The 26,395-nt window shown below is 61.4% G+C and carries 20 protein-coding genes; all 20 read right to left on the reverse strand.

What is annotated here, in order from left to right; genetic code table 11:
* Positions 1–230 precede the first annotated feature (230 nt).
* Positions 231–533, reverse strand: a complete 303-nt coding sequence (locus QW881_RS10785; RefSeq protein WP_315756810.1) for a conjugal transfer protein TraD — start codon at positions 531–533, stop codon at positions 231–233.
* Between the two features lies 1 nt (position 534).
* Positions 535–1,743, reverse strand: a complete 1,209-nt coding sequence (locus tag QW881_RS32580; protein ID WP_409998992.1) for an IS66 family transposase zinc-finger binding domain-containing protein — start codon at positions 1,741–1,743, stop codon at positions 535–537.
* A gap of 58 nt (positions 1,744–1,801) precedes the next feature.
* Positions 1,802–2,023 carry an IS66 family insertion sequence element accessory protein TnpB gene (gene tnpB, locus QW881_RS10800; protein WP_409998996.1) on the reverse strand — a complete coding sequence of 74 codons (222 nt, stop codon included), beginning with the start codon at positions 2,021–2,023 and terminating at the stop codon, positions 1,802–1,804.
* Positions 2,024–2,231: 208 nt separating this feature from the next.
* Positions 2,232–3,011, reverse strand: coding sequence for a GntR family transcriptional regulator (locus QW881_RS10805; protein ID WP_315756809.1), 780 nt, complete (start codon positions 3,009–3,011; stop codon positions 2,232–2,234).
* Positions 3,012–3,023: 12 nt separating this feature from the next.
* Positions 3,024–4,301, reverse strand: a complete 1,278-nt coding sequence (locus QW881_RS10810; protein ID WP_315756944.1) for an MFS transporter — start codon at positions 4,299–4,301, stop codon at positions 3,024–3,026.
* Positions 4,302–4,583: 282 nt separating this feature from the next.
* Positions 4,584–5,942, reverse strand: coding sequence for a sigma-54 dependent transcriptional regulator (locus tag QW881_RS10815; RefSeq protein ID WP_315756808.1), 1,359 nt, complete (start codon positions 5,940–5,942; stop codon positions 4,584–4,586).
* An 18-nt stretch (positions 5,943–5,960) separates the two neighbouring features.
* On the reverse strand, positions 5,961–7,802 hold the full coding sequence (locus QW881_RS10820; protein ID WP_315756807.1) for an ATP-binding protein: 1,842 nt from the start codon (positions 7,800–7,802) through the stop codon (positions 5,961–5,963).
* A 180-nt stretch (positions 7,803–7,982) separates the two neighbouring features.
* Complete coding sequence (locus tag QW881_RS10825) at positions 7,983–8,696, reverse strand: GntR family transcriptional regulator (protein ID WP_315735411.1); 714 nt, start codon at positions 8,694–8,696, stop codon at positions 7,983–7,985.
* A gap of 259 nt (positions 8,697–8,955) precedes the next feature.
* Positions 8,956–11,862: a helix-turn-helix transcriptional regulator gene (locus QW881_RS10830; protein ID WP_315756806.1), complete on the reverse strand. Its 2,907-nt coding sequence runs from the start codon at positions 11,860–11,862 to the stop codon at positions 8,956–8,958.
* Positions 11,863–12,681: 819 nt separating this feature from the next.
* Positions 12,682–18,156 (reverse strand): hypothetical protein, encoded by a 5,475-nt coding sequence (locus QW881_RS10835; RefSeq protein WP_316158637.1) that lies wholly within the window; start codon positions 18,154–18,156, stop codon positions 12,682–12,684.
* Between the two features lie 281 nt (positions 18,157–18,437).
* A complete protein-coding gene (locus tag QW881_RS10840; RefSeq protein ID WP_315756804.1) occupies positions 18,438–19,487 on the reverse strand; it encodes an EscU/YscU/HrcU family type III secretion system export apparatus switch protein in 1,050 nt (349 codons plus the stop codon).
* On the reverse strand, positions 19,484–20,302 hold the full coding sequence (gene sctT, locus QW881_RS10845; protein ID WP_315756803.1) for a type III secretion system export apparatus subunit SctT: 819 nt from the start codon (positions 20,300–20,302) through the stop codon (positions 19,484–19,486). The genes QW881_RS10840 and sctT overlap by 4 nt, the downstream gene beginning before the upstream one ends.
* 51 nt (positions 20,303–20,353) lie before the next feature.
* Positions 20,354–20,623 (reverse strand): EscS/YscS/HrcS family type III secretion system export apparatus protein, encoded by a 270-nt coding sequence (locus QW881_RS10850; protein ID WP_315756802.1) that lies wholly within the window; start codon positions 20,621–20,623, stop codon positions 20,354–20,356.
* A 24-nt stretch (positions 20,624–20,647) separates the two neighbouring features.
* Complete coding sequence (sctR, locus tag QW881_RS10855) at positions 20,648–21,295, reverse strand: type III secretion system export apparatus subunit SctR (protein ID WP_315756801.1); 648 nt, start codon at positions 21,293–21,295, stop codon at positions 20,648–20,650.
* 9 nt (positions 21,296–21,304) lie between these two features.
* A complete protein-coding gene (gene sctQ / locus QW881_RS10860; protein ID WP_315756800.1) occupies positions 21,305–22,372 on the reverse strand; it encodes a type III secretion system cytoplasmic ring protein SctQ in 1,068 nt (355 codons plus the stop codon).
* Positions 22,369–22,821: a hypothetical protein gene (locus QW881_RS10865; RefSeq protein WP_315756799.1), complete on the reverse strand. Its 453-nt coding sequence runs from the start codon at positions 22,819–22,821 to the stop codon at positions 22,369–22,371. The genes sctQ and QW881_RS10865 overlap by 4 nt, the downstream gene beginning before the upstream one ends.
* A gap of 32 nt (positions 22,822–22,853) precedes the next feature.
* Positions 22,854–24,197, reverse strand: coding sequence for a FliI/YscN family ATPase (locus tag QW881_RS10870; protein ID WP_409998995.1), 1,344 nt, complete (start codon positions 24,195–24,197; stop codon positions 22,854–22,856).
* Positions 24,197–24,814, reverse strand: a complete 618-nt coding sequence (gene sctL / locus QW881_RS10875; RefSeq protein WP_315756797.1) for a type III secretion system stator protein SctL — start codon at positions 24,812–24,814, stop codon at positions 24,197–24,199. The genes QW881_RS10870 and sctL overlap by 1 nt, the downstream gene beginning before the upstream one ends.
* Positions 24,811–25,404: a SctK family type III secretion system sorting platform protein gene (locus QW881_RS10880; protein WP_315756943.1), complete on the reverse strand. Its 594-nt coding sequence runs from the start codon at positions 25,402–25,404 to the stop codon at positions 24,811–24,813. Before QW881_RS10880 ends, sctL begins: the two co-directional genes overlap by 4 nt.
* Positions 25,405–25,536: 132 nt before the next feature.
* Positions 25,537–26,394, reverse strand: coding sequence for a type III secretion system inner membrane ring lipoprotein SctJ (gene sctJ / locus QW881_RS10885; protein ID WP_315756796.1), 858 nt, complete (start codon positions 26,392–26,394; stop codon positions 25,537–25,539).
* Between the last annotated feature and the right edge of the window lies 1 nt (position 26,395).

The following is a 26,395-nucleotide window of genomic DNA, read 5'->3' on the forward strand; positions in this document are numbered from 1 at the left end:
GCCTTCGAGCCTCGATGGAGGGAGCTGATTCCAACCATTGGAAAACTTCTGTCGGACGGGTTTGGCTTCGAAAACCCGCGCTCCTTTCAAGCAGGATCCAGCTTGGCATCTCTCTTAAATTGCGCACCGGCGTCGTCGTTAAATCTACAGACGAAATGTGCAAGCCTCGGGGTTCTCAAGCAACCAATCCTTGCAACCTCGGCCTCCCGAGCCCGTCGCGTGCCCCGGCGTCACTGCGCACAAATGGCTAACATGCATCGTCGCGCACCAACAAAGCGCCGGACCCATGCGATCGGTCTGACTGTGGGTCCCCGAATCCTGCCTCGAACGCTTGCTTCCCCCTTTGCCGACCATAGCGCCCGCGCCTGTTCGCCTTGATCGCTCTTGAGCTTGCCGGCCAGCCAGAGCAACGCGCCAAGGATGATGGCGCGGTCGTCTCCAATTAGATCCACGAGACCGGCTTTCACGACGAGGCCGCCCAGCTCGATCAGATGTCGCGTTCGCTTGCGGCGCTCGACCTGCCATTTGCGCATGTCATGCCGCGCCCTTGCGGCCTGATGCCGATTGCGCGCCGCTCGGTTGTGCAGGAGAGCTGTCCGTATTGCGGTCAGTTGCTGGCGCAGTTCGCCGCGCCCGGTTTTGAAAGAACGCGGCCCCGCGCTTGGCCCATGCTTCCCTCTTTCCGGCCTCTTTCGTCTCGGCCAGCACAATCAGCGCGCCGGCCAATTCTCCAGCGCTGAGCATGTCAGCGCCGGTGGCGATTACCAATTCGCCGAGCTGGCGCACTTTGCGGGTTTTCAGTCCGCGCGCCTTGTCTTCGAGTACTTTCAGTTTCGCGTCAAAGTCCCGTGGCTTGCACATCATATCCTCCCAAGCTGTCGATGAAGCGATGATAGCTGAGCAGCATGCACAATGCTGTAAGGCTGCCGGGACAGCCTGAGACGGGATAGTCCCGCCCGAGAATTTTTCGAGGGAGGGCGCGCTTATACGTCGTTCCGACGTGCGCTTTGCTGTGCCAGTGATCTGATCGCGATGGCGATCTATCATCTTCACGTCAAGGTCATCGGCCGGAAGGCCGGGAGCAGCGCGGTGCAGCCCGTATTTGGCGAACAGGATGTGCGCCAACAGGCGCGGTCCCGCGCGTCCGCGCGAGATCGGATGGAACGGCGCCGGCGGCTGCGTGATCGCCTCGCAGGCGCGGCAGGAGAACTTCTCCCGGACATGCTGGATCACCTTCCACTGCCGTGGCACGAGCTCCAGCGTCTCGGTCACGTCCTCGCCGATCTTGCGCAACTTGTCTCCGCCGCAGCACTGGCAATTGGCCGGTGCAGGATGCACGATGCGCTCGCGCGGCAAGTGGTCGGGCAGCGGCCGCCGTGCCGGGCGACGCCGCTCGAACGGACGTACATCGACCTTCTCGGCCTTGGCCCGCTCGGCTGCCATCTGCGCAGCCGCCTCGGCCTCGGCTGCATCCTCTTCGAGATCGGCGAGTTCGAGCTCGAGCTGCTCGAGCACCGACGCCCGCTCCGACGATGGCCCATACTGCTCGTGCTTGAGCTTGGCGATCGTGAACTTCATCTGCTCGATCAGCAGCGCCCGGGCACGGATCTCGGCTTCGAGATTGCGCGCCTTGGCTTCCGCCGCGAGCTGAGCTGCCGTCGCCTCGGTGAGCGCCGCCTGGCCGGCCAGAACCAGCGCCTTCAGCGTCGCGACATCATCGGGGAGCGAATCGGCTGTGATCATCACAGGAGACGGAATCACAGCTCCGTCCTGCGTGCATCACCCCCGTCACGTTCAGTCCTCAACCAACAGCTTCCGGCCGCCACGTCCGCTGCGGATGCCGCCAGTCGACGCCTTCGAGCAGGTCGCCGAGCTGTGCCGGCGTGATCGTCACCGCTCCGTCCACCGGCTGTGGCCAGATGAATCGGCCGCGCTCCAGCCGCTTGGCGAACAGGCACATGCCTTGGCCGTCGTGCCACAGCACCTTGATCAGGCTGCCGCTGCGGCCGCGGAACACGAACAGATGCTCCGACGCAAGGCGGCCGTCGCCGGGGGCTTACCTTGCTCGAGGAAAACGGCGGCCGCTGCTCGCCGACCGTGAACGGTTCGAGCGCAACTATCAGGAGTGGCTCCTTGCGGTCGGCCAAACGACCCACCAGCGCGATCGATGGCAACGATCGACCGTCGAACTTCGCGGGCGCCGTGAGTGCGAGACCGCCAGGTGGGATGGTTCAGCCTGCAGCGGCAGCAATGGCCCAGCGCGATCTGGCCTCCCGTATCAATTCTGGCAGATTTGCAATCGTTCGGTGCATGTGGGCTTCCAGGCGTGCGCACGCGCGCGCGGCGTTCTGGCTGCGGACGCCGTCCGCGATATCAAGACAGTCACGGAGCTCGGAGTCCGGATCGGCGTCTTGGGAGATGACGAGGCATCGAATATACCGGCTGCGGTCGTTGAAGTTTTTTATCATTCGCAGCATCTCCTCGTTCCTCGATATCTGCGCGATCTGCTCGAACACACCCTCGATGGCGGCAGCATAATGCTTGGCGCAATTCCTTGCCGAATTCGCGGGCGGAAGCGCCGCCATTCTCATCGCGCTTCGGCCAAAGCGTACGGCCGACGATGGCTCCAAAGCCTTCCTGAGATTGTACGCGAGCACCAGCCGAGCAAACTCATAGAGGTCCTGCAGCTCCGCTGCATCCGGAACCCTCGAGAAGAAGCCTCGCTTCGGAACGATATCAATCAGCCCCTCGCCATGAAGACGCTCGAGAGCTTGTCTCACCGGTGTCGCGCTCGCCCTGACATAGTCAGCAAGCTCGTCGATGCGCAGGTGCTCGCCTGGCAAAATGATCTTCGACTCCGACGTCAACTCGTAATGTGTGACCAATTCCTTGATTCGGGCGTAGGCAACATCGACTCGATTGAATTCGCTGTCCATATCGATACCTGCTGCGCGAGGATTGCTGATCCGGCGGGCTTGAGCCGAAGGCTGCGCGGCGCGTCGCGCGCTCATGCGACGCGTCGCTCATCGCGCTTTCTGCTCACGATCGATCGCCGAGTGCCGCCGGGTGTCGCGCATGGCGAGATAGACGACAAGAGAGGTCGCAATGCAGCCGGTGAGGTAGAAATAGAACCAGCTTTCGTGACCGATCGACTTGAACCAAAGCGCGATCGACTCTGCCGTGCCGCCGAAGATCGAAACGGTCAATGCATATGGCAGCGCTACGCCCGTTGCTCGAATTGCAGTTGGGAACAGTTCGGCCTTGACCACCGCATTGATCGAGGTATAGCCGGATACGATCAACCACGCCGCCGCGATCAGGAGGAACGCGGTGAACGGATCGTGGACTCTCTGCAGCGTGTTCAGAAGCGGAATCGTGAACAGAGTTCCGCCCAGTCCGAACCCGATCAACAGCCATTTGCGTCCGATGCGATCGGAAAGGGCGCCATAGAGCGGCTGCAGCACCATTGCGAAGATCAGGCTACAGGCCGTGACCATGGTCGTTTGATCATCGGTCAGCTTGACGGAGAGCTTCAGGTATTTCTGCATGTAGGTGGTATAGGTGTAGAAGGCCGCAGTCCCCCCCATTGTTAGTCCAACAACAAGCAAGACTTCACGTCGGAACTGACCCAGCGCGCGCAGCGAACTCCCCTGTCTTGCCGACTTCGCGCGGGTGAATACATCCGTTTCGTGCAGGTTGCGGCGCATAACGGCGGCCACGACGGCCAGCAGTGCGCCGATGACGAACGGAATACGCCAGCCCCATCCACGAAGCTGCTCCTCCGTCAGAAGCACCTTCTGCAGGACCAGCAGAACGACGATCGCGCAGAGCTGGCCGCCAATCAACGTCACATATTGGAAGCTTGAATAGAATCCGCGGTTCTTTTCGTCCGCGACCTCGCTCAGGTAAGTTGCGCTGGCGCCATATTCACCGCCTAGGCTGATTCCCTGAACGATCCGCGCGAAACCAAGCAGGACCGGGGCTGCAAAGCCGATTGACGCATAGGTGGGCGTCACGGCGATGATCAGCGAGCCGAAGCACATCATCAAGACCGACAAGGTCAAGGTATTGCGGCGGCCATGATGATCTGCAAAATGGCCGAATAGCCAGCCTCCGAGTGGGCGGACAAGAAAGCCGGCGGCAAACAGCAGCGCAGCATTCAACTGCTGCACGACCTCGTCGCCCTCAGGAAAGAACGATTTGGCGAAATACAACGCAAACGCGGCATAGGCGTAGAAGTCATACCATTCCACCAGATTTCCGATCGAGCCGACGAAGATCGCGCGCAAGCGGCTACCCATCCCAAGGCCGTCACGGCGTGCTTCATCGGCGGCCGCAACGAGGGTGGGGCTGATAGCTCGCTCAAACTTCATGGCGTCCTCCGAGTGCACGTTTTCTTAGGCTCTAAGGCCAATCGTGCTCATGTCTGAGCAACCCGCGTGCCAGCCGTCGGCGGCCGCCGATCGCGCCGCCAAACAAAGCCATTTCAGATGGTTGCATGCGCCTCGCGTGAAACGGGCTCGCCGCACTAAGCGGAATTCCGCCGATTCGCGTCGGAGCGTGAGCGGGAATCCGCCTCGTGCCTAGCAGGAGGTTCGGCTGGGTCGCAGCAAGCCGTACCTTGCCATTTTTTCGTTGAGCGTCCGCCGTGGCACGCCGAGACTTTCCATAGCCGCCACAACCGACCAGTTGTGCTCCAGCAAAGACGCCTCGATCAGCATGCGCTCATAAGCTGCGACACGCTCAGAGAGCGAGCGCCTTGCGCCCGCTCCCTGGGCTCGCCGCAGAATTTCCGCGACGCGGCGACCCGTTGCGGCCAAGCCGAGCGCGTAGCGTTCCGCCACGTTCTTCAGTTCTCGAACATTGCCAGGCCAGTCATGGGTCAGCAATGCATCGAAATCCTCGGCTCCGAGTGGCGTCAGGTCACGGCCGCTGCGCCGGGCAGCTTCCCCGGCAAAATGCTGGAATAGCAGCAGCACGTCGTTGCCCCGTTCGCGCAACGGCGGGAGACGGATCTCAGCCGCTGCCAGGCGGAAGTAGAGATCGGCCCGAAAGCGACCGCTGCGGCTGTCCGCGGCGAGATCGGCTTTGGCGGCCGCGATCACACGGACGTCGACCGGGATCAGCCGGTTCGATCCCACCCGCTCGACCACGCGCTCCTGCAGAACGCGTAGGATCTTGACCTGGAACGCGTGTGGCATGCTTTCAATTTCATCGAGCAGGAGAGTTCCGCCGCTGGCATGTTCGAACTTCCCGATGCGAGCCCCGCGTGCACCAGTGAACGCGCCCGCCTCGTGACCCAGCAGCTCGCTCTCGAACAGCTCGGCGGGTACAGCCGCGCAATTTACCGCAACGAATGGAGCTCGTGCCCGCGGACCGAGGTCATGCAGTGCGCGAGCGACGACCTCCTTTCCCGTGCCGCTCTCGCCGAAGAGAATCACATCCCGGTCGTGCTCGGCGAGCTCGCCAACGGACTTTCGCAGCCCCGCCATCGCGGGCGATGTCCCCAGGAGACGTCGCTCCAGCTCACCTTCGGCGCCGAGCCGGCTGGTGAGTTGCCTGAGTTGACGCTTCAATCCTGATTGTTCTGCCGCCCGCGCCAGCACGGCAGACATATGGTCTGGGTTGGCAGGCTTCTGCAAAAAATCGTAGACGCCCTCGCGCATGGCCGCAACCGCGAGTGCAACGTCGCCGTGAGCAGTGAGCAGGACGACCGGAATGTCGGGATCGATTCGCTGCACGTCGCGCATGAGTTCGATGCCGGATCGATGCGGCATCCGGAAGTCGGTCAGTACCACGTCAGGCAGCTCGGCCTGAAGCATCGACAGCGCCTCGTCAGCATTTCGGGCTGTGCGCGCTTCGAAGCCGCCCAGCTCCAGCCATTGTCTGATCGAGCTGCGAACGATCTCCTCGTCGTCAACGACAAGAATCGATTTGCTCATCCACACACCCCGATAAGTCTAGGCCGGCTCGGGCGGCGTCGGCAAGGTCACCCGAAACCGGCTTCCGATTTGCAGTTCACTCTCAACCGAAATCGTGCCTCCGAGCTCCCTCACGATCCCATAGCTGATTGAAAGGCCGAGGCCGAGCCCTTCGCCGATTTCCTTGGTGGTGAAAAACGGATCGAACAGCGATTTCATGTGATCCGCGGAGATTCCGCTCCCGGTGTCTGCGACCTCGATCGTAACCGTGCTCTCCGCACGCCGGATGCTAACGCTGAGAACTCGGCGCGGGCGGTCGCGCATCGACTGGACCGCGTTGGAGAGCAGGTTGACGAAGACCTGCTCGAGACGGATCGGATTCGCCTCAACGTGAGCCGGCTCCGCGGGCAAGTCCAAGACAACCTCGATACCTTCATTTCTGATCCGGTACTGCAGGAGCCGCATCGCATTGCCGAGTGTCACACCGACATCGACTCTGCTGGTTGCACCGGTCTCCTTGCGGGCGAACATGCGCAAGTGACCGATCAATGCCATCATTCGCTCGGCTATGGATGACATCAGGTCGAGGTTCAAGGCCGTTCGTTCGATCTCGTTGCGTTGCAACAAGACTCGGCTGCTAGCGATGTAAGTGGTGAGCGCCGCGAGTGGCTGGTTGATTTCATGCGCCACCCCTGCCAGGGCTTGTCCAAGACTGGCAAGCTTCGCACTCTGCACCAGGCTCTCGTGGGTTTGTCGCAATTCCTGCTCGGTGCGCGTTCGTTCCAGGACTTCACTTGTCAGTTGACGATTGGCTTCGCGCAGCTCCATCGTGCGCTTCGCAACACTTCGTTCCAGCAGCTCGTTAGCTTCGCCCTTGGCTTTCATCGATTGCCGCCATTGATGAGCGACAAGCCCAAGCAGCTGTACCGTGAGAACGGCAAAACCGGCCGTGACCGCGATGGTCACTGCATGCCGACGAGCCTCCCCGATGTCCGAAAAAATGAGCAGCTGCCATCCATGCGCCGGCAGAGGCCGCGCACGCAGCGCATATTCGTGGACGCCATCGTCGTCGCCCAGTTCGACCGATACCTCGCCCGATTCGGCCGACGAACCGAGGATCGGAGCATTCTCGATCGTGTCGCCGAACTGCCGGGACGCGTTCAGACGCGCGACCGCGGTCGAGGGTAGCCTTCGCAACGGATGATATTTCCACTGCGCGCGGCTGGCTAGGATGAGCACGCCTCCTTCATCTTCCATGGCCACCAGATCACCGGCCCTGACCCAATCGGCTTCCAGCGGCGTCAAATCGATCTTCACGACGGCGACCCCGATCGTAAGCTCGCCTTCGGTGATCCGTTGCGACAAGAAGTAACCAGGCAAGCCGGTCGTCACCCCAACGGCATAGAGCTGCCCTTCCCCGTCACGGATTGCGCTCTGGAAATAGGGGCGAAAGTCGTACGCATGCCCGACGAAGCTCTTTGCTCCATCATAATTGCTTGCTGCCAGCGTCACCCCGGCCGTGTCCAGCACGTAGAGCTCGGCCGATCCCGCGGCCTGATTTAGCGACTTAAGATAACGGTTGGCAGCTTCGACAACTGCCCCATCGCCCGGTGTCCGGAACAGCCGGCGCACCGGATCGGCGAGTGAAAGAACCGTGGGCAGATATCGGAAGCGGGCAACGGTTGCATCGAACGTACTGGCGATCAACGTAAGCCGATCGTCGGAGTCGCGGCTCATCTGCGCGAGGCCAGCGCTCAGGGCCAATCGGTAGGACAGCAGCGCGACTCCCACGATCGCCAGGACAGCAATTGCGGCGATAGCCGGCCAAGCCCTTGAGAGCCCACCCGGAAAGCCTAGTCGGCTTGAAAACCACGCCGACATCGCCACCCTCTCGCTCACGCCAGGGCTCAAATGATGGACCTGATTTTGGCTTCGGTCGCCCCGCGAATTCTCCCCGCGCATGCCGGATCCAGAGCTTCACTCGCAACCGGGGTCTTGGACCCTCTCACAGGTCGAAGGTCGATGTACCCATGGGCATTACAATCAAACGTCAAACGAGATCTATATGGCCGCGGCCATCGTCCAGCGTGACCTAGCGTCCCTGATGAGCTCGGGCAGATCGACGATCATCCGACACATGTGCGTTTCCAATTTGGCGCTTGCACCTTTCGGATCTTGATCGCGGAGCAATTCGATCAGCTCGAGACATTCTCGTACCTGCGCGCCGTGATCCGGGCTTTGCAAGATCGAGAGGCATCGGACATACCGGCTGCGATCATTGAAGTTCCGCATCATTCTCAGCATCTGCCCGTTTCGCGACAGTTGCGTGATCTGCTCGAAGACGCTCTCGATGGTCATCGCATGATGCTTGACGCACTTCGTTGCCGAGTGGCCCACTGCAACGGCTTCCACTTTCATCAAACCCCGGCCGAGACGCGCAACCGAGGACGGATCGAGTGGCCTCGTAATATTGTGCTCAAGAACCAGCCGGGCAAATTCATAGAGATCCTGCAGCTCGGACGCGTTCGGAACCTTGGAGAAGAAGCCTCGCTTCGCGATGCTGTCGATCAGCCCCTCGCCTTGTAGGCGCTCCAGCGCTTGGCGCACAGGCGTGGCGCTCGCATTGACGCGATCCGCCAGATCGTCAATATGCAGATGCTCTCCCGGAAGCACCCGGACCTTGCCGTCAGGTACCAGATCATAATGGATGACGAGGTCCTTGAGCTTAGTGTAAGCGGTGTCTACCTTGCTGATATCCCCGTCTGTATCACGCATGCCACGTCCCCTTGAACCACCCTAGGCGGACGCAACTTGCCGGCCGCAGACGTAGCTCCCGAGAGGCGTATAACTTGTTCCCGGAATGCTCCGACAGCGCCGACGAGCACGCACGAAGGGATTCGACGACGCCCGACGTCGACTCCTTGCCCTGCTACTCGTTGTCCGCCCATGACTTTCATTTTTTTATACACCGTAAGCTTACGCACTCATTGCAGCCGTCACCATCATAAAAACTATGCAATCGATGTGTACTGCTTCACTGGAGCATGCTGAGACGGTGTCTCATCGCGTAAGCGGTTGCTGCGGCGCGCGAGCTCACGCCGATCTTCATATATATGTTCGCAATGTGCCGATTGACGGTCGGCACACTGAGGCGTAGTTCCGCAGCAATGGCCTTGGAGCGGCTGCCGGCAGCGAGCTTGCTGAGGATCTCCATTTCTCGTGGTGAAAGATCATCAGGACCTCGCGCGTATAAGTTGCGCGACTCCGCCTCGACTCCCTCTATCCGTGCTCGATCAACGCGCTCCTGCCAGCTTCGCATGCCGAGTGCTACGAACTGCTCGCGTCCCCGCTGCAGCAGCGCACGCGATGACGGCTTGTCCCCTGAGGTTCCCGCAACGGTCGCCTCATCAAGATCGACGAGCGCTCGGAGGCAGACTTGGCCTGCCCGTTCAAGATCGCCGCGGGCCTTTGCGAAGTGTGTGCGTGCCGCAACCGTGTGATCCTGAAGGGCCGCGAGGCGTCCGAGGATGAATTCACGGCATTCACCGGCTGCACCGATCGTGCTCCCGTGTTTTGGAGCGCGGACCAACGCTTCGAACCGGCGCGCACGCTTGACGTCCTCACGTTGCCAAGCGGCACAGACTCCGAGCCCAAGGGCATCATCCGACAGCTGTCTGTCGGAATTCGTGTTCTCCAAGGATCGGAGCAGCGCCTCAATGCGAACGTTATATTCGTTTTCGCCAGGCAAGAATGCTTCAGTCAGAGCGGCGAAGCCAAGCGCGATTTGTCCAAGGCGCACCGGATGATCCTTGACGATCTGCAGCGCACGCGATGCGACTCGGCCAATCGCCGGCCAGTCGCCACCATACAAATAGGCACGCCATGCGACCGCGGAAAGCTCCAGGGCAAGATGCAAGCGGTGCCACGGTCCCAATCGGACAGCCAGCGCACGCGCGTCGCGCAGCGCCGCGTCTGAGCTTGCCAAATGACCCAGGCTCGCCTCGGCAATCGCGAGAGAGGTTAAAGCCTCGATCCGACCAGGAAGCGACCCGAAACACTTGGCATCCCGCAACAGGTCGTGCGCAGTTTCGACCCCCAGGGCGAGTTGCCCATGCCGATAGATCCAATCATGGGTCACGACCTCTCGAGCCCGGATGATGGCCGCCGGATTCTGCCATTCGGCGGCCCAACGTTGCACCTGCTCTGTCTGTTCGATGGATCGCGGAGCATACAGGTCGAGCGCCGAGGCACGATCCTCTTCGTCTCCAAGCTGACGAACGAGATCGAGCGCACGCGGATCCGGCGCGTGGTAGATCGCCTCAAATGTCCCGTCATTCCATCGGCACCGCCAGTCCTGTCGGAGCACCTCCAATCGGGCCCAGTGCAAATCTCGGCGATCATCGCAGGCTTCCAGTCCGCGCTCCACCAGAGGCTGCCACATCTCAGCGGGAGCGCCGGCGTCCCGCAGCCTGCGGACAATCGCCACCAGGAAACTCATGGTCCATGATGGCCGCCGCTCCCAGCATCGGCTGAACAGAAAGCGCGTCGTCGCATCGGCGGCTTCGACGTCGAGTGATGCAGCCTGCGCAAGCGCGAGATCACGGAGCATCTCGTCCGAGACAGCATCGCCTGCGAGATCGCAAGCGATCCGAAGGAATACAGCTTCGTGCTCGCTGATATAGTTCGCTCGCGCGCGCTCGGCTGCGTTCAGTGCGAAGACCTCGCCGATTTCAGCACCCGGGATGCGCTGCGAAGCGTGATACTGATGCGCAATCTCTCCAGGATCGGCATCGAGCTCAGCGAGACGCGTCGCCGCGCGTCGATGCAAAATCGCTCTCCGATCGGGGTTCAGCTCGTCGTACAAGGCGCGCCGCAACAACGCATGCGCAAAGACGTAGCCATCACCGCGAACGACGAGTACCCCAGCCCTCATCGCCTCGTCGATATGGTCCAGAATCGTCTCTTCGGAATCCGATATCAGAAGCTGCAATCGGCCGAGATCGAACCCTTCGGGAAATATCGCAGCGATCCGCAGCATTCCCAAGGTCGGCCCCGAGAGCCGCGCGAACCGTCGCGACAGCAACGGACGCAGTCCGGCCGGGATGCCGATACCGTTGTTCACGAGATCGGCGGGCCATCGGCCCTGGCGCCCAGCAAGCTTTCCCTCTTCGACAAGGTGGTTGAAGAGCTGGCGCACATAGAACGGATTGCCGCCAGTCTCACGGTGAATTGCCGTGGCAAGCGATGCAGGCAGCCGCTCGTCTGCCAATGACTCCAGCATGCGCATCGTGTCCGCCGGCTCGAGCGAGCGAACCGCGATCCGATGAAGCTCGCTCTCGCGCATCAGCGCATTGAGTTCCAGAGGCTCGCCGCCGGTCTCGTCGGGACGGAGAGTGATGACGGTCAGCAGCGGGAGAGATCGCGTCGAGCGTAAGCAATGCAGCAACATCGACCAGGATTCGCGATCGGCCCAGTGCAGGTCCTCGAGCACGAGCAGTAGTGGAGACTCGACTGCAACCGCATGAAGCAGATGAACCGCGGATTCGAACAGTCGAAACCGCTCGTCCGGTCCGGAGAGTCCTTTGAGAGTAGGAAGATCCGCAGCGGCCGCGAACGCCGGCACTACGCGAGACAGCGGCCGAATCATGTCATTGCGAGCATGGTTGAGGAGTGTCGGCTGCTCGCGAGCCCATTGGGAGAACGTGTCGGCAAACAATCCATATGGCAGAGGTTCGGCCATCTCGTAGGCGGCCCCCCTCGCCACACAGAAGCCGCGCTGCTTCGCAGTTTGGGCCAGTGCCTCGACCAGACGGCTCTTGCCAATTCCAGCCTCTCCTACCAGGACCGCACCAACAGCGCGTCCATTCTTGTCCGGGAGAAGCCCGCGAAGCCGGTTCGACTCCTGGTCCCTTCCTATAAGCGGAACACCGCTATCCCTCATGCGCTAACCAATAGCCAACCTACACGATACTCTTTCATGGCTGCGGCAAGACGCACTGCCGCCTGTGCGATTCAACCGCCCACGAAACTTAAGATTGCGTTGAGAAAATATCAGCTCGGCACGATAATACCAAGGGGCAAATCAATGTTGCGCTGCGCATATTGGGCTCATCTCGCGAAGACTGTCGGGCAATGGCGACCAGCGAGAGTCGAAGGACCGAGATCGATGACGATCTCCATGTCAACTTCAGCCAATGATTGCCTGCTCCGAAGGTCCACAACCATTACGATTTTCAACAAATCGACTCAACTGAGGTTCGAACCATCATTGAGTCGCTTTCTTGACGATGCCTGCTTCGCGTCTCGCGCTTGTGGCGAGATTTAGCGCCCTCGCCTGCAGATGCGATCATGGATGTTGTTGTCAAAGTGAAGTTCCGAAAGGTTGCCGGGAGGATACGACTGCCACGCTTGGTGAGAGTCGGCTAAAGCAATCTTACGCGGGCGTCGCTCCGCTGCGCGGCACACGTTGACGTACTGCGGTCGCCGACAAGGTGTGGTCGATCGAAACCTGCCATCCGCCCGGGGGCTGGGCGCTCCGGGCGGACTGCGCATCTCTCCCATTACAGAACCATATACGCGAATCGCCGCGCTTCGAGCGCGCCAGACGAATTGCTCGTGCGTCTGCACCGACGTCGGGGTCGCCGGCTTGAGGTCACTTAGGCCGAGGGTGCTCGACGTATGTCAATGTTGCCGAGGGCGCGTTGTCGCCACGACGTCCCGCCACTCGGCGCGCCTGCAGAGAGGAGACGCATGGGATTCGTCACCTCTGTAACCAACTTAGTCCTTCCAGCCCTTTATCCTTGACGAAGGTCACAACGACATCACTGACGTGCCCGAAAGCGGGCCAAGCGCGATTGAGCCCCTTCAGCGAGAACGAAACAGACGTTACTACTTGATAGTTCGCCGGAGCCCTGCGGCGCAGCATCGCGTAGATCGATAAGCCGGATCCAACCGCGACGCCGACCGCGCCTGGGACAGCCCCGATATTACCGTGAATATCGTAGACGAGCTCAGCAACATTGCCAGCAATCAAACCGGCACTTCCGGTTATCTGCATGCGGCGAGACAGTCGAGTCGTGTCCCAGGAAGATGCTGGAGGGATATGTACGATTTCGGGAGCCGTCTCTCTGCTCTTGGTTCCGCTGGCCGCCCCATTAAGGGATTTCAACTGCTGCGCAGAACGGCCGGTTCGCCAGGCAATTCCTGTCCAAGATAGGCCTCGCGAGTTGTCAAACGCCCCGGGAATCCTCAACCCCGCGCCGGTCCAAACTGCATGCGAATCGGGATTGCTTGTATACGTGCTTGGAATCCGATCCCGGTGCGCCTTGATGATCGCCCGCGCGGAGGAGCCATTTCTCGCTGCAAAGGCATCCAGGTCCTCGCCTGATTTGATCCGAGCGGTGATCTGTCTCCCCTTAGACGTGAATCGCCCGGGAATTGCCAATTTCTCGCGACGCCCGACATCCTCGAGCACCTTCCTGACGGATTTATTTTCCTTTCTGGCGATCTGGCGGAAAGTGAGCTGCTCATCGTTGCTCTTGATGGAGATCGACTTATCTGGATTAATTAGTCTAAGCGGATGCGAGGGATCTCTCGCATTGGCGCGTCCGATCACCTCGTCCGGTACGTTATTCCTGTCCGCGATTTCGCTCAGACTGGTGTCGGTTGACCGGACAGTATCGGTAGCGCCACGCGATCTAAGCGCGCCATAGCCACTGAAATAACTCCGCGCTCCCAAGACGATTTGCGCGGAGCCGATGACAGCTGCTCCACCATATTGGAAGCTCAGCAGGTGGCCGCTCGTCACACTGACGATGTCGTTTGCCATGCCGTTGGCGATGAAGCTCACACCTGTTGCGGTTCGCAAATACGGGGCTGCTTTTTCGGGTATTCTCAACTTGGCAGCCAATTTCGGCTTGAGCTGAACGATGTTCAGCGGTCCACGAACTGTGGCGTTCCAGGCCGCCAGCATGCCTAGAGATCCGAACCGCGCGGCTGCTGCAAGGGCAACCGCATCGGAGGCCACTCCTGCAGCAACGGGCAGAGCCTGTCGGAGGCCTGACCTGCGCGGTGCCACTTGTCGATCGCCCACTCCCGTGTAGGGCTGATCCGTGACCACGACACGAAAATCCTTTTTCGGCAGATCGTAGCGTCGGCTGTATGTCTTGGCTGATTGCGGCGGACTTCCGCCCCAGTCAACAAAGCGGTCTGTTGCTCCGATCACTCCTCGCCGTTTGATGTTTGCGTCGTTCATGGCGAACGGTCGGCTTGGCTTGTTTCCTCGTGTCTCCACAACGTAGATATACCTGTCGGCGCTACTGCCGTATTTGGAGGGTTGGAGAGCGACCCGGTCCTGAAATCGTTCGAATGCCTTCGGGCTGAGCACAAGAGTCAAGCCGCTCGAGGCCGGCGGGGGCGAGGCCGGAGAGGCCGCACCACCGCCGCTCGCGGGCGGCTTGCCGCCGCCACCACCCGCGGGCTGGGCTGCCGTCGAGGCGGCTAGGGCCCAATTTGCAGCCGAGTCTTCGCTGACAGGTCTTTCGTGCAACGCCAAAGCGGTCTGCCGGAACGATGCGAGTGCCGCTGGATCGCCTGCGAAAACCGCTTTGTGGAAGTCGGTCTCCCCCATCCGGTCGCGAATGGCTTCCGCGATCTTTGCCTCTGTCCGATACGGCGATATGCCGCGGCGCGGTACGACCTGCGAGGCCAGGAACTCGGTCACGCCCTCGTTCAGATTCGAATGTGGCCGGCTTGAATCAATGACCAACGTGCTTGCGAGCTTCTTGAACGATTCCGAGGTCAATGCATGCACCGCCTCGTGCGCGACCACGTCGGGGCTCAATCTATCGGTCCGCACATAGACGCGATGCCCCTGATCCGATGTGATGCTGAAGGCATCGACGGACGCCGGATCATGCTGGCCGCCGGCTTTTTGATATGCACGGGCGAAATGGGCAGGATCCATGGCCTGCAGCCGGACGCCATTCGGCGATGTCCCGCTCGTCCGACCTTGATAGGCGTCAAACACCTTCCTTCCCGCGTCGAACGCAGCGGGCTGTCCGGCAAGGCCCGCTTCGGCCACAGTGCGGGATCCGCTCTGCAGGTAGTGATGAGAAGCCACACCGGAAACTGTATTGAGTCCGATTGACAGATAGTCTTGTGCGGTCGGCGCCTTGCCGGAAAGGAGGCTGGGGCCCGCAGTCAGCATGGTGTTCGCGCCCAGCTGGGAGGCTGTCTGATAGAGCGGGTTCGACACGAGTCCATTCGGCCGTGCCGCGCTTGCGGTCCGCACGGCCACCTTGCCGTCCACGAACTTCGTCAGACCTCCAGTCACGCCAGCCACCGCGAGATTCTTGAAGTATCCGGAGAACGCCTCCTTCATCTGCGCCTGGGCTTCGTCCTGCGTGAGCCGCCCCTCGGAGAGCTGGTACTGGGACTCGACATAAGTCCCCGCGACGTTACCAAGGCCCATTACACCCTGATTGGCGACCATCACCGTTGATCCGGTTGCCAGCTTCGAGACGACCGAGCTTGCAGCCTGGTCGAGGCCGCGCGTAAGGAAGGCCTCCGTGGCTCCGCCCGTCAGCGCTCCCCCTGCTGCGCCCAGGGATTGCACGCCCGATACGGTCGCATCAATGCCCGCCTGCTTCACTTCATCCCAGCTGCCGCCACCTTTGAAGAAGTTGTTGGTCAGCGCCGCATCGAGTGAGATGTGAGAATTGCTGTGAATGTCGCCGCCGCCGAACACAGTTGCTGCATTCTGGGCCGTGTCGATGGCTTCGGCCGTTCCCGTTCCCACCAATGTGCCCGCCGCGAGGGCGGCCAATACCGGCGCGCCGGCTCCAGCCGTGGCCATGGTAACCGCGGTCGCAGCCGCGGCGATCGCGACGTCGCGCACGACTTCCTGTGCACTCGACCAATTGGCGTCGGTCTTGCGCTCGTTCTCGAACATCCGGTCATTCTGGGTGGCCAGATTACCCATGATGTTCAGATACTCGCCGTTGACCTCCTGGGCAGTCATCGCTCCCTGATTTTTCTGCAGGGCCGTGAGCGCCTCTTTCTTGTCCTGCAGATCCGACTCGAGCTCAGACCGGTTGGCACCGAACAGCCCCCCGACCCAATCGCCGCCCTTCTGCAGAAGGCTGCGGTTGCCGAGCGCTTTGTCTTCCCTGTCGATGGCATCCTGCAGCTCATGTAGCCCTTGACCGATATCCACTCGCGCGTTCGCGTCTTTGAGGCTCGCAAGCTGCTCAGCGACCGCGCCATCGCTCAAGGCACCCGGATGCTGCGCAAAGAATGTATTGTACGCATGCGAGAGCGCGCTCTGGTCAGCGGCCGTTTGCGGATCAAGTAGATTTTGCGGCACCGTCAGCCGAAACTGGGAATCCAGCAGCTGATATTGAGCCAGCTTCTGTTGAAGTTGTGCATATTGAAGCGATTGCTGAGCCGTCGTCAGGCCGCTGCCTGCTTTAGTGAAACCCACAGCCTGTACATTGCCAGCTTGTACCGAATCAGTGTTGGCGGACTGCCGCGCGGTTGCGACCGCCGCCTCGCTCTGTGTGACACGATAATCCTGAACCAGCCTGTTGGTCGTTGCAGCCAGCTCTTTCGTGATCAGGCCGGCCGATGCCGCATCAGTTCTTGCCTGCGCTATCTGCTGCAACACCGGCGAGTTTGAGGGCAAGGGAACATGGCTATAGGTCTGCTCCAGATTAGCCAATGTCATATTGCGCTGGTCGGCGTAGGCAAGCCCGGTTGCCGACTTGAAGCCCGCCGTCGCAATGTCGGACATTGTCGAGAGCTCGCGCAACTGATGCTGCGCTTGGTTCAGCTTGAGCTCCGTGGCGGCCGTCGGATTCTTGATATAGGCGGCCTGCGCATCCGAGACGGCCTGGTGGCCCTTGATCAGGGCGAGGTCGGTCCCGACTTTGTTCTGATAGGCGCTTGCCTGATCGTAGTCGATCTTCGCCGTGGTAGCGGTCTGCCGGGCTTGCGGGGACAATTTGGCAAGATCGGAGTCCTGCGCTGCCTCAAGATCGGTCTGCGCTGCCGCCGCAAATGCCACTCGGTGCTGAGCTGCGGCCCAGCCTGCATTCTGGTAGTCAGCGTTCCCGTTCGCGAGCTTGAGATCGAACGATGCCTGCTGCGGATCGCTGCCGCGCGTTGCACGTACGGTGTACCCCAATGGATGCAGAGCGTCGTTCACCCGATCCTGGGCATCCTTCGCAACCGTCCCGTATTTCTCGGAATTCGAAGCATAATACTGGAGCTGGGCCTTGCCCTGCGCGACCATGCCGACATCGGCGTTGAGCTTGCTCCGCGCGACGGTGAAGTCGTCATAGGCGCGCAGCTGCGATGGCGTCAAATTCGCCTGGGTCGGATTGTCGTTCTGGTCGATCGTGACACCGGCTTTCTTCAGCGCTCTGGAAGCGCTCTCGAGCTCTTTCTTGTCCGCCGCGGCCTGCTGCCCGTAGACGACGCTTTTCCCTGCCGCAAGGTCGGCGCTCGCGGCATCAAGCTTGCGCTGGTCCGTCGCCAGCTTGTGTTGCTGCGCATCCTGCTGCTGATTCAGCAACGACAGACGGTGCAATGTTCCGGCGCTGATCCCCCGGTCCATCTCGGTGTCCAGACGGCCGAGCTGCGATTTGGTCTGTTCGAGAGCAGCCGTATCGGCGGTGACCTTGGCCTTTCCCGCGGAAACCTGGGCCGAGGCCGCGTCGACGAGCGGGACAACTTTCCGCGCGACCGGATCTTTCACGGTGACCGGCGGCGGTGCCGGCTTGTAGTTCGCTGCGGCGGCGTCGATGCGTTGTGCGGCACTCAGATTGCTCTTGGCCGAACTCAACACCGCGTGGTCGGCGGTGACTTGCTGCTGAGCGGCCGCAACCTGCTTCTTCAGATCGCTGATATGGGCTTGATGCGCAGCCACCGCGGCGCCCGCGCCGCGACCGTACCCGATCGGAGCCTTCGTTCCCTGTGCATCATTCAGTTCGGTCTGCAGTTTATGCAGCTTTCCAGCATCGCCGTCGAGAGTGGTCTGCGCTTTTGTCTGAACAGATTTTGCCTGCGAAACGGCGTCCGGGACCGGCGCCGCCGGCGCCGGGGCGGGAACTCCCGGACATGTTGCCGCCGCTTTCGGCGGAGCAGGCGGGCCAAGCAACACAGGCGTCGGCTGCAGAACCGGACCTATGAAAGGCCGAGGGGGCTGAAAGAGCGCCGAATTGCGATCGAGCATGCCCGACGACGATGCCGCGGACTTCGGCCGCGGAGGTGGCGGGGGAGGAGGCGGGGGTGGGGGTGGCGGCGGAGGAGGAGGACTGGCGACAACCGAGCCACCTGCGTCATCTATCCGCATTCGTGCGTCTCCCCGTTAGCGGCGGCGGCTCTGCTCTGGCAGACGCAGTTCGTCAGCCATGCAGCCCGCTCGGCGATCATGTCCGAACGACAGTTTAGGACATCAGCCGGCGGCCGATCCGAAATATATTGTGAAAATACTGTGGGGCAGCACGGCTACACTCAGGACATGCCGCACGCGCGCAAGGCCGACACCACCGGCTGGAAAAACTCCTCGGTGATGTAATGGTCCTGAGCGATACGGCGATCGAGTTCCTCTGCGAGGTCTGGATTGCGGAAACGAGGAATGCCAAGCTCAGCCGCAGCTTCGGTGAGATTGTGCGCACGGACGGAACGTCCTTTGCACACGAGCCTTGGGACCTGCGTCTCGCCCGGAACATAACGCAGCCCGACCATCACATCGTCGCCCTCGATGACCACTGTTGCGCTTTCGATTCCTCCCCGCCCTCCACCGCGCGCCAGCGATTGCCGCTGACGGCGTTGCGCAGAGCGCACCTCCGGCAGGCCTTCCTGGTCTCTCCGCTCGCGCTTCGCCTCGCTTCGTGTCATCCGCATCTCGCGCATGAACAGTCCGCGCTGCACCAGAACGTCGATAAGGCCGCCCACCATCAGCATGACTATTGCCGCGACGAGGAGCGGTGCCATGACCGCCCCGGTCACTGGCACAAGGCACGAAAGACCGCATCCTGGCGTGTGAACCAGGGAGTTGAGCGACATCTCGAGGACGAAAACCGAGATCGTGACGAGGAGGGTCGTCTTGACCACACTCTTCACCAGCTCGATCAGGCTCTTGAGCGCGAAAATTCGCTTCAAACCCTTTGCGGGATGCAAGCGCTCTGCGCGGGGCTTGATAGGGTCAAGGCTGAAGACGATCCCCTTGGTGACGGCGACGTTGACGACGAGGGACATTAGGACGACGATGGCCGCCCCCCTTGCAAGGTATGGCACGGCGGCTTCGTACATCATCGTTCCGATCGTGCCCGCAGCTTCCCGAAACGGCTGCCCGCCCGCATCGCCCACGAGCATCATGGCTCCCCGTAGCCGCGCGAAAAGCTCCGGCAAGATCAGCCAGAGATAGAGCAGCATGGACGACAGGCATGCACCGGCGACCATATCGGTGCTGCGAAAGACCTGTCCCTTTTCGCGCGCCTTACGTAACTTCCGCTCGCTCGGAGGCAGCGTCCGCTCCTCAGTGCCGCCATCCTCACTCATCGCAGGAACTGCCCTAGTTGGTCCAAGATTCCGGTCAACTCTCCAAGCTGAGTACCGAAGTGATCGAGCAGAAAGGCCGCATAGAGCGGCAGAACCAGGAAATAGACCAAGTTGCGCGCCGCCATCGAAAGATCGAACACATTCAACTGCGGTGCGAAACGGGCAATCACCATCAGCGCGAACATCGCAACGAACATGGCCGCCAGCACTGGAAATGCCAGGATCAATGCCAACTGCAGCACGCGGACGAGCATTTCCAGCGCCAATAGGCCGCTCTCCGCGCGCAGCAACGGCGCGAGCTCAATGACCGGCCAGAGCCTGTAGCTGCCATAAAGGGCTTCGACGACGCTATGAAAGCCGTCGGCTGCGACGAACAGAACCACCGCAGCGAGCATAAAAAGCGTACCAGACGCGGTGGACTCGGTCATGGCGTTGGGATCCTGAAGCTGGGCATCGGGCGCCTGACGTTCGTAGTCGAGCAGGTCGCCCGCGACCTCGGCGGCCCAGAACGGGATCCCAAGCAGCAGACCAAGGAGCCCTCCGATGATCGCTTCCTTGAACCCGACCGCGACCAATCGCAATGTTTGCGTGCCGATCGGAGGAAGCACCTCAACAAGTCCGGTCATGACCGGTAGCGAGATCGCGACCACGAAGGCACCACGAATCAAGCCGGTCAGCCCGAGGCGAACAAACACGGGAAAGGTCATGACGAAGGCGCCGGGACGCGCGATGGCGAGCGCCAACGAAAGAAGATGACGGAAGACGAGATTGGCCCCCGCCTCGATGCTGTCCAACGGCATGAGGTCAAGCCCCATCGCCACTCCGCGTCGCCCATGTCCCTCCGAGCACGATGAAGGGAAGGCCCGTCAACGCGTCAGTGCAGGAAAATCCGCAAGGATCTGATCGGCATATTGGATCAGCGGTGCCGCCAACACTGCGCCGAACACCGCCAGCGTGGTCACGACGGCAATCAGTTTGATCGTCTGCGGCAGCACCTGATCCTGAATCTGGGTTGCGGCCTGCAGAATTGAGACGAAGAGGCCAACAACCATCGCCACACCCAGGGGAGGCATGGCAAATATGAGAACGACCGTCAGACCCCTGACCAGATGATCGACGATTGTCGCTTGGCCCATTGCTTCCCCTCCCCATCTCGCAGGCTATCCGTAACTCAACACCAGGCCATGCATCAGCTTGGACCAGCCCTCGACCATCACGAACAAGAACAACTTGAATGGGACGGAGATCGTCGATGGCGGCACCATCGACATGCCAAGGGACATCAAAACCGCGGACACCACGAGATCAATCGCGATGAAGGGCAGATAGAGCAGGAAGCCGATCTCGAAGGCGCGCTTGAGCTCCGAGCTCATGAAGGAGGGAACGAGAATAACGAGATCTTCGCTCGACAGCTTGGCCCTGCTGCTATCGGGCCATAAGCTGCCGGTGGCAGCGACGAAAAACTCTCGCTCCGCGACCGTCGTGAACCGGCTCAGATGTTCGCGAATTGGCTGGCCTGCCCGCTCAGCAGCATCTTTCCAGTCGGTAAAGGTTTGAAACTCGCTGGGACGATCATTGACGCGCTCATACACAGTCTGCACTAGCGGCGCGCTGACATAGGCCGTCAGGACCAGCGCAATGGCATAGAGCACGAGGTTTGGAGGCGTCTGCTGCACTCCCAGCGCGTTCCGGATCAGGAACAGGACCACGGCGATCTTGACGAACGATGTCATCGTCACGACGACAAAGATGACAAGGCCAAGTCCGGCGATGACCGCGAGAACAGCGAACAAATTGAACTGGGTCACGGCTTCAGCTCATTCGTGATTGAACAATCTGTTGATCCGCACGCCGATTGCCTCGCCGATCCTGACGATCTCGCCCTGCCCGATCCGCCGATTCCCCGCGTGAATCTCAATTGCATGTCGCGGATCCCGACCGAGATTGAAGACATAGCCGGGCGCGATCATGCGCAACTCGCCGAGAGGTATCTCGAGCTGGCCGATCTCAAATAGGAGCTTGATCTGGAGGTCGTCCAGGCTCACATCGTCTGCGCCCGTATCGACGCTTTCATGTGCCGTCATGTCTACAGCCGTCCAATGATGATGAAGATCGCCTCTGATCTGGTGCAACGTGTCCACCACTGTCGCGTCGCTTCCCTCGAAGCGGCATGAGGTGAGACGACGCTCGCCGAAGACGGCGGCGGCGCGTCCATCCGGCATCGCGTGTTCGATGATCACGACGTCTCCCGGCCGTAAGCTCGCAAGCAAGCGGGCGCTGACGCGCGTAGCACCAAGCCGGAAGGCCGCGCAGATCGGAAGTCCAGCGGCAGCAGCCGGACCCAATGCTTGAACTTGATTTGCCAAACGGGATTCGTATGGCTCTGGCAAATACAGGCAAGCACTGAACGATCGTTCGCCAAACCTGCCGCGACACAGGATTCCGATCGAGTCCGGAACGCTGCCATCGAAGGAAGCATGCGTGAGGATGACGGGGAGGCCGAGCGTCTCCTCGATTGCATGAAGTATGGCGGCGCAGGCGAACTCGATCAGAAGCAGCAGATCGGGCTCGGCGAGCGTAGTTCGAGGCGGACCATCAATCGCCTGCAGCGTTGCATCGATCACCTCGACAGGCAGACTTACGGCGCATGGATCACCGCCGATCGTAAAATGCAGACGACACGCCGGCCGGCTCGAAACGCCCGAGGAGGCGCCCGAGAAGGAAATCCGCAGCGGCAGACCCGCCAACTCGCAGGTGAGTTCAGCCAGTCGCCGACACCAACGACGGGCACGTAGAACATCAGCAATGGATAGCACGTCCGGATGAAATTCGGTGATCTCACCGTCAGGCGCTCCGCGCCTGCGAGCGGGGAATGGCGCGTTCATGCTTGCCGCCCCGCCGCCCTGCCGTCCGAATTAGCCATCTCCTCTAGCAACGTCTCACGGCCCTCGAGACGGCGACGTGATTGCTGCGATAACTCATCCCACTTGCGACGCCTCCGATGAGCCTTCACGAATTCGAGGCGTAGACCCTGAACTTCGTTACGCGCATGGTCGAGCGTACGGATGCTCGCGAGGCGCTGCTCGGCAAGCGCCATTGCCAGCGACTCGAGGCGCCTGAGTTGCGCGTCAAGTTGGGTGATCTCCCGCGCGGAAATTGGACGCCCTACCATCTGCTGGTAGATCTGACGTTCGCGTGCGCCACGCGCCGCTGCTTGCAACGCAACCGCATGGTTGATCTGCGTCAGTTCTGCAGCCGCTTCGACCTGTGCCTCCACGCCGCGCTGAAGCGCGGAATTCGCCCGCCGCTCCCTCTCTCCGAGAACGATCCGCATCCTGCATATGCGCGTGAGCAGTGGATCGTACCTCATGACGCGAGCTGCTCGAGTTGATGGATCGTGCGATCCCACGGAACGACCTCGCCGAGGCCCTGCCGCAGAAAGAACTTGATAGCATCCTGCTTGGCGATCGCCTCATCGGCGATCGGATCGGATCCGGCCTTGTACTCCCCAACCTGCAGCAGGAACTCAAGCTCTGCATAGCGAGCTATGAGTTCACGCACCCTCCTGGCTGCAGAGCGATGACGGCTCGTCACGACCTGATCCATGACGCGGCTGAGGCTGGACACGATGTCAATCGCAGGGAAATGCGCCGACTGTGCGAGCTTAGGTGACAGCGCGATGTGCCCGTCCAGAATGCTGCGCGTCTCCTCCGCGATCGGATCCGCGGTACCATCCCCCTCAACCAGCACGGTGTAAAATGCAGTGATTGAGCCGGCGACTCCGGGACCGGACCGCTCGAGCAACTCGGGCAATGCCGCAAACACCGACGGCGGAAAGCCCCGGCGCGTCGGCGGCTCGCCCGCGGCCAGTCCGATCTCACGCAATGCCCTCGCAAAGCGAGTGACACTGTCCTGCACCAGAAGCACGCGTGCGTTGCAATCCCGGAAGTACTCCGCGATCGTCACGGCGACATAGGCAGCCGTGACGCGCTCCGTCGGCGGCCGGTCGGAGGTTGCGACAATCACGACTGATCGCGCCCGAGCCGCTCCGGCCAGGCAGCGCTCGACCATTTCTCGAACTTCGCGCCCACGCTCGCCAATCAGTGCGACAACGCAGACGTCGACGTCCGCGTTCTGGACGATCTGGGCGACAAGCGACGATTTGCCCGCGCCGGGTTCGCCATAGATGCCGATCCGCTGCCCCTCGCCGCAGCTGAGCAGACCATCGATCGCCCGGATGCCAAGTGACAAAGGGCCGTCAACGAGCCGCCGTGCCAAGGGCGCCGGCGCAGCTCCGCGGACTCGTCGAATCTGGTCGAACTCGGGCCATCCTCGTTCCTGAACGTCGAGAGGGCGCCCGAGCCCGTCGACGACGCGGCCGAGCAGCGCTGGCCCAACCATGATGCCGAGGGCCTGCCTTGTCGAGACGACTTCCGTTCTTGTTGAGAGACCCGCCACGTCTCCGAGAGGCGTCAGCAACGCGACACCGCCTTCGATGCCCACGATCTCGGCCCGCAGATCAGCCGAGGCATGGGCAGAACGGAGCAAACAGATATCGCCAACACGCGCATCGGGAACGATCGCCCTGATGAGGGTCCCCGACACCTGAATCACGCGCCCGCGGATCGGGCGCAGTTGCGAACGGCCTGCAGCTTCACGCAACTGCGGAAGGATTTGCGCGAGTCGGTGCGTGGCAGAGCCTGCCGGCATCATGGCTCCACCCCCTCGAAACCGGCACGCAGCGCCAAGGCGAGCTGCTCCAGTTGAGCGTCAACGGAAACATCGATCTGCCCGAACTCGCTCCAAAGCATACAGCGCCCCGGCGCAAACTGCGGGTCCGACGCGACGGTGAGCTGGTCGGCACCATCCTCCAGCAGCGTGGCCACTCGTCCACGGATGGACTCCATCTCCTGCGGCGCAGTCATCAGCACGAGGGCCGTACCGGAACGCATCTCTTCGAGGGCTCTGGTGATGGCGCGCGCGGCGAGATCGTCCGGCTCAAAATTTCCGAGGATCTCCCTGATGATCTCGACGACGAGCGTGAGAAGTTCGTCTTGCAGATCGGCGACGAAATCATCAACCGTGACCTTCGTTTCCGCAATCAGGCGGGCCGCCTCCTCAACTCCCGCGAGACGACCATCCTCGAAGCCTCTCATGCGCTGCTCTTCGAACGCGAGCCGGGCCTGCGCGGCGATCTGCTCGCATTGCCGCCGGGCGTCGGCAAGAGAGGCAGCCGCGGAAAACCAGGTCTCCGCCTCTTCGGCTCGAACCACGGGTCCGAGCGGATGGAACGTGCCGGCAGGCTTGTCACTCTCGGGGGCTTTCACGGCACCATCCCATCGGCTAGAACGCGATCGACAATCTCCGGACCAAGCTGTTGGTGTCGCCGCGAGACCGAGGAGCCCAGCGGCGAGTTAATCGGAAATCGAAGAAGGATGCGGCTGCGCAAGGTGGCGGGAAGTCGCCAGATTGCGGCATTGAGACATTGCATCCCATCACCTCGGATGACGTCCGCAAGCGCAGATGGATTCGGGGGGCGATCGGGTTTGGGCGACAGATCGATATTGGCGAGCGCGACCTTGTGGAGTCGGGAATCGAATTCTCCGAGATGCTCCCGGAGCGTAGTCTTGAGGACCGTGGAACGAATTGCGTTGGCATGCCAAACACCGCCGGCCAGCTCACCGACGCGGCATAGCTGCTCGCAGTCGAGAAGCGCAATGCGACTGCGCGTGTCAGCGACGTCGGCTGCCGTACAGCAATCAAGCTCATAATGCACAACGATCCGCTCTGAGATATCTCGGTGGAGTCGGTCGCAGGCGAGTATCCGTGCGGCAAGCCCGGGCGAAACGCCCGGTACGCATGCGAGAAATCGTTCAACGTGGATGTAGCGTGCCGGTAATCGACAAAACGTGTCCATATCGATCACCGGCCGATGCCCCACCGGCGCGCCGGGTTCGCAGCTACCGCCGACCTTCGGAGCACGCAAACCAAGGGATGCTCCAGGTTGCACAAGCCTACTCATATGCCGGCCAAGCCCACTTCAATCGCACTAGGATACGACACGCAGCGGATCACGCGCCGGCCTTCGCGCCTCTCGACGCGGCGCGTTGCGTTGCGCATATCCCACGCGTGCCCGGCGCCAGAGCTGGAAGATTCCGATCGATCCCAGCAGCCCCACCCCTACCGCGGCTGACACCTGCAGAATGAGCGGACCGTCACGCAGGGCAGATCCGTCGTGAGATAGAACGGATGCCGTCGTCTCGATCGACGTGGAAGGGCTGACTTCGACGGGATCCGAACTGCCACGCACGAAAACCACGGCCACCCTGTCGTACGTCAGTCCTTCGACACTGTTGGCAATGAGGGTCTTGATCTGCGGTAGGAGCACGGCGATTTCGGCGCGCGCGTCATGCTTGATGAACACCGATGCCGCCGACGACGAAACCTGATCGTGACGCAACGGGTCTATCTTAGGCAGCACCACGTGGACTCGGGCAGAGATGACTCCGTCGATCTCCATCATCGTCCTTGCCAACTCTTGATTGAGCGCGTGAATCAACCTGACTCGCTCCTCTGTGGGTGACGACACCAGACCATTGCTTGAGAATATGCTGCCCATGTCTTCGAACTTCGCATGCGGCAACCCGGACGCATTCAGCAGCGTCACAGCGTCGGCAAATCGCTCCTGCTCGACCCTGACAGTATTGCTACCGTCCTTTGCCTGGAGTCGGTCGGCGGCGATGCCGTGGTGCAGCAGAAGGGCCATCATCAGATTAGCCTCCTTCTCGCTCAAGCGGCTATAGAGCTCACCCTTGCAACCGCTCAGCATGAACGCCAAGCCCAGCACCAGCGCCAAATTCAATCCGCGCCCTCGAGCGGCCAGCCATTGTTTGCCGCAACCGGCCATT

It is taken from the genome of Bradyrhizobium sp. SZCCHNS3016 (assembly GCF_032484535.1).
GTDB lineage: Bacteria > Pseudomonadota > Alphaproteobacteria > Rhizobiales > Xanthobacteraceae > Bradyrhizobium.

Excerpts from the sequence above, each read along its gene's own strand:
- QW881_RS10785 (WP_315756810.1), bottom strand. The coding sequence starts at position 533 with ATGCGCAAATGGCAGGTCGAGCGCCGCAAGCGAACGCGACATCTGATC.
- QW881_RS10815 (WP_315756808.1), bottom strand. The coding sequence starts at position 5,942 with ATGAGCAAATCGATTCTTGTCGTTGACGACGAGGAGATCGTTCGCAGC.
- sctQ (WP_315756800.1), bottom strand. The coding sequence starts at position 22,372 with ATGAACGCGCCATTCCCCGCTCGCAGGCGCGGAGCGCCTGACGGTGAG.
- sctT (WP_315756803.1), bottom strand. The coding sequence starts at position 20,302 with ATGGGGCTTGACCTCATGCCGTTGGACAGCATCGAGGCGGGGGCCAAT.
- QW881_RS10865 (WP_315756799.1), bottom strand. The coding sequence starts at position 22,821 with ATGCGGATCGTTCTCGGAGAGAGGGAGCGGCGGGCGAATTCCGCGCTT.
- QW881_RS10870 (WP_409998995.1), bottom strand. The coding sequence starts at position 24,197 with ATGCCGGCAGGCTCTGCCACGCACCGACTCGCGCAAATCCTTCCGCAG.
- QW881_RS10850 (WP_315756802.1), bottom strand. The coding sequence starts at position 20,623 with ATGGGCCAAGCGACAATCGTCGATCATCTGGTCAGGGGTCTGACGGTC.
- QW881_RS10835 (WP_316158637.1), bottom strand. The coding sequence starts at position 18,156 with ATGCTCGATCGCAATTCGGCGCTCTTTCAGCCCCCTCGGCCTTTCATA.
- QW881_RS10880 (WP_315756943.1), bottom strand. The coding sequence starts at position 25,404 with ATGGACACGTTTTGTCGATTACCGGCACGCTACATCCACGTTGAACGA.
- QW881_RS10840 (WP_315756804.1), bottom strand. The coding sequence starts at position 19,487 with ATGAGTGAGGATGGCGGCACTGAGGAGCGGACGCTGCCTCCGAGCGAG.
- QW881_RS10830 (WP_315756806.1), bottom strand. The coding sequence starts at position 11,862 with ATGAGGGATAGCGGTGTTCCGCTTATAGGAAGGGACCAGGAGTCGAAC.
- sctJ (WP_315756796.1), bottom strand. The coding sequence starts at position 26,394 with ATGGCCGGTTGCGGCAAACAATGGCTGGCCGCTCGAGGGCGCGGATTG.
- QW881_RS10810 (WP_315756944.1), bottom strand. The coding sequence starts at position 4,301 with ATGGGTAGCCGCTTGCGCGCGATCTTCGTCGGCTCGATCGGAAATCTG.
- QW881_RS10820 (WP_315756807.1), bottom strand. The coding sequence starts at position 7,802 with ATGTCGGCGTGGTTTTCAAGCCGACTAGGCTTTCCGGGTGGGCTCTCA.
- QW881_RS10805 (WP_315756809.1), bottom strand. The coding sequence starts at position 3,011 with ATGAGCGCGCGACGCGCCGCGCAGCCTTCGGCTCAAGCCCGCCGGATC.
- QW881_RS10825 (WP_315735411.1), bottom strand. The coding sequence starts at position 8,696 with ATGCGTGATACAGACGGGGATATCAGCAAGGTAGACACCGCTTACACT.
- QW881_RS32580 (WP_409998992.1), bottom strand. The coding sequence starts at position 1,743 with ATGATCACAGCCGATTCGCTCCCCGATGATGTCGCGACGCTGAAGGCG.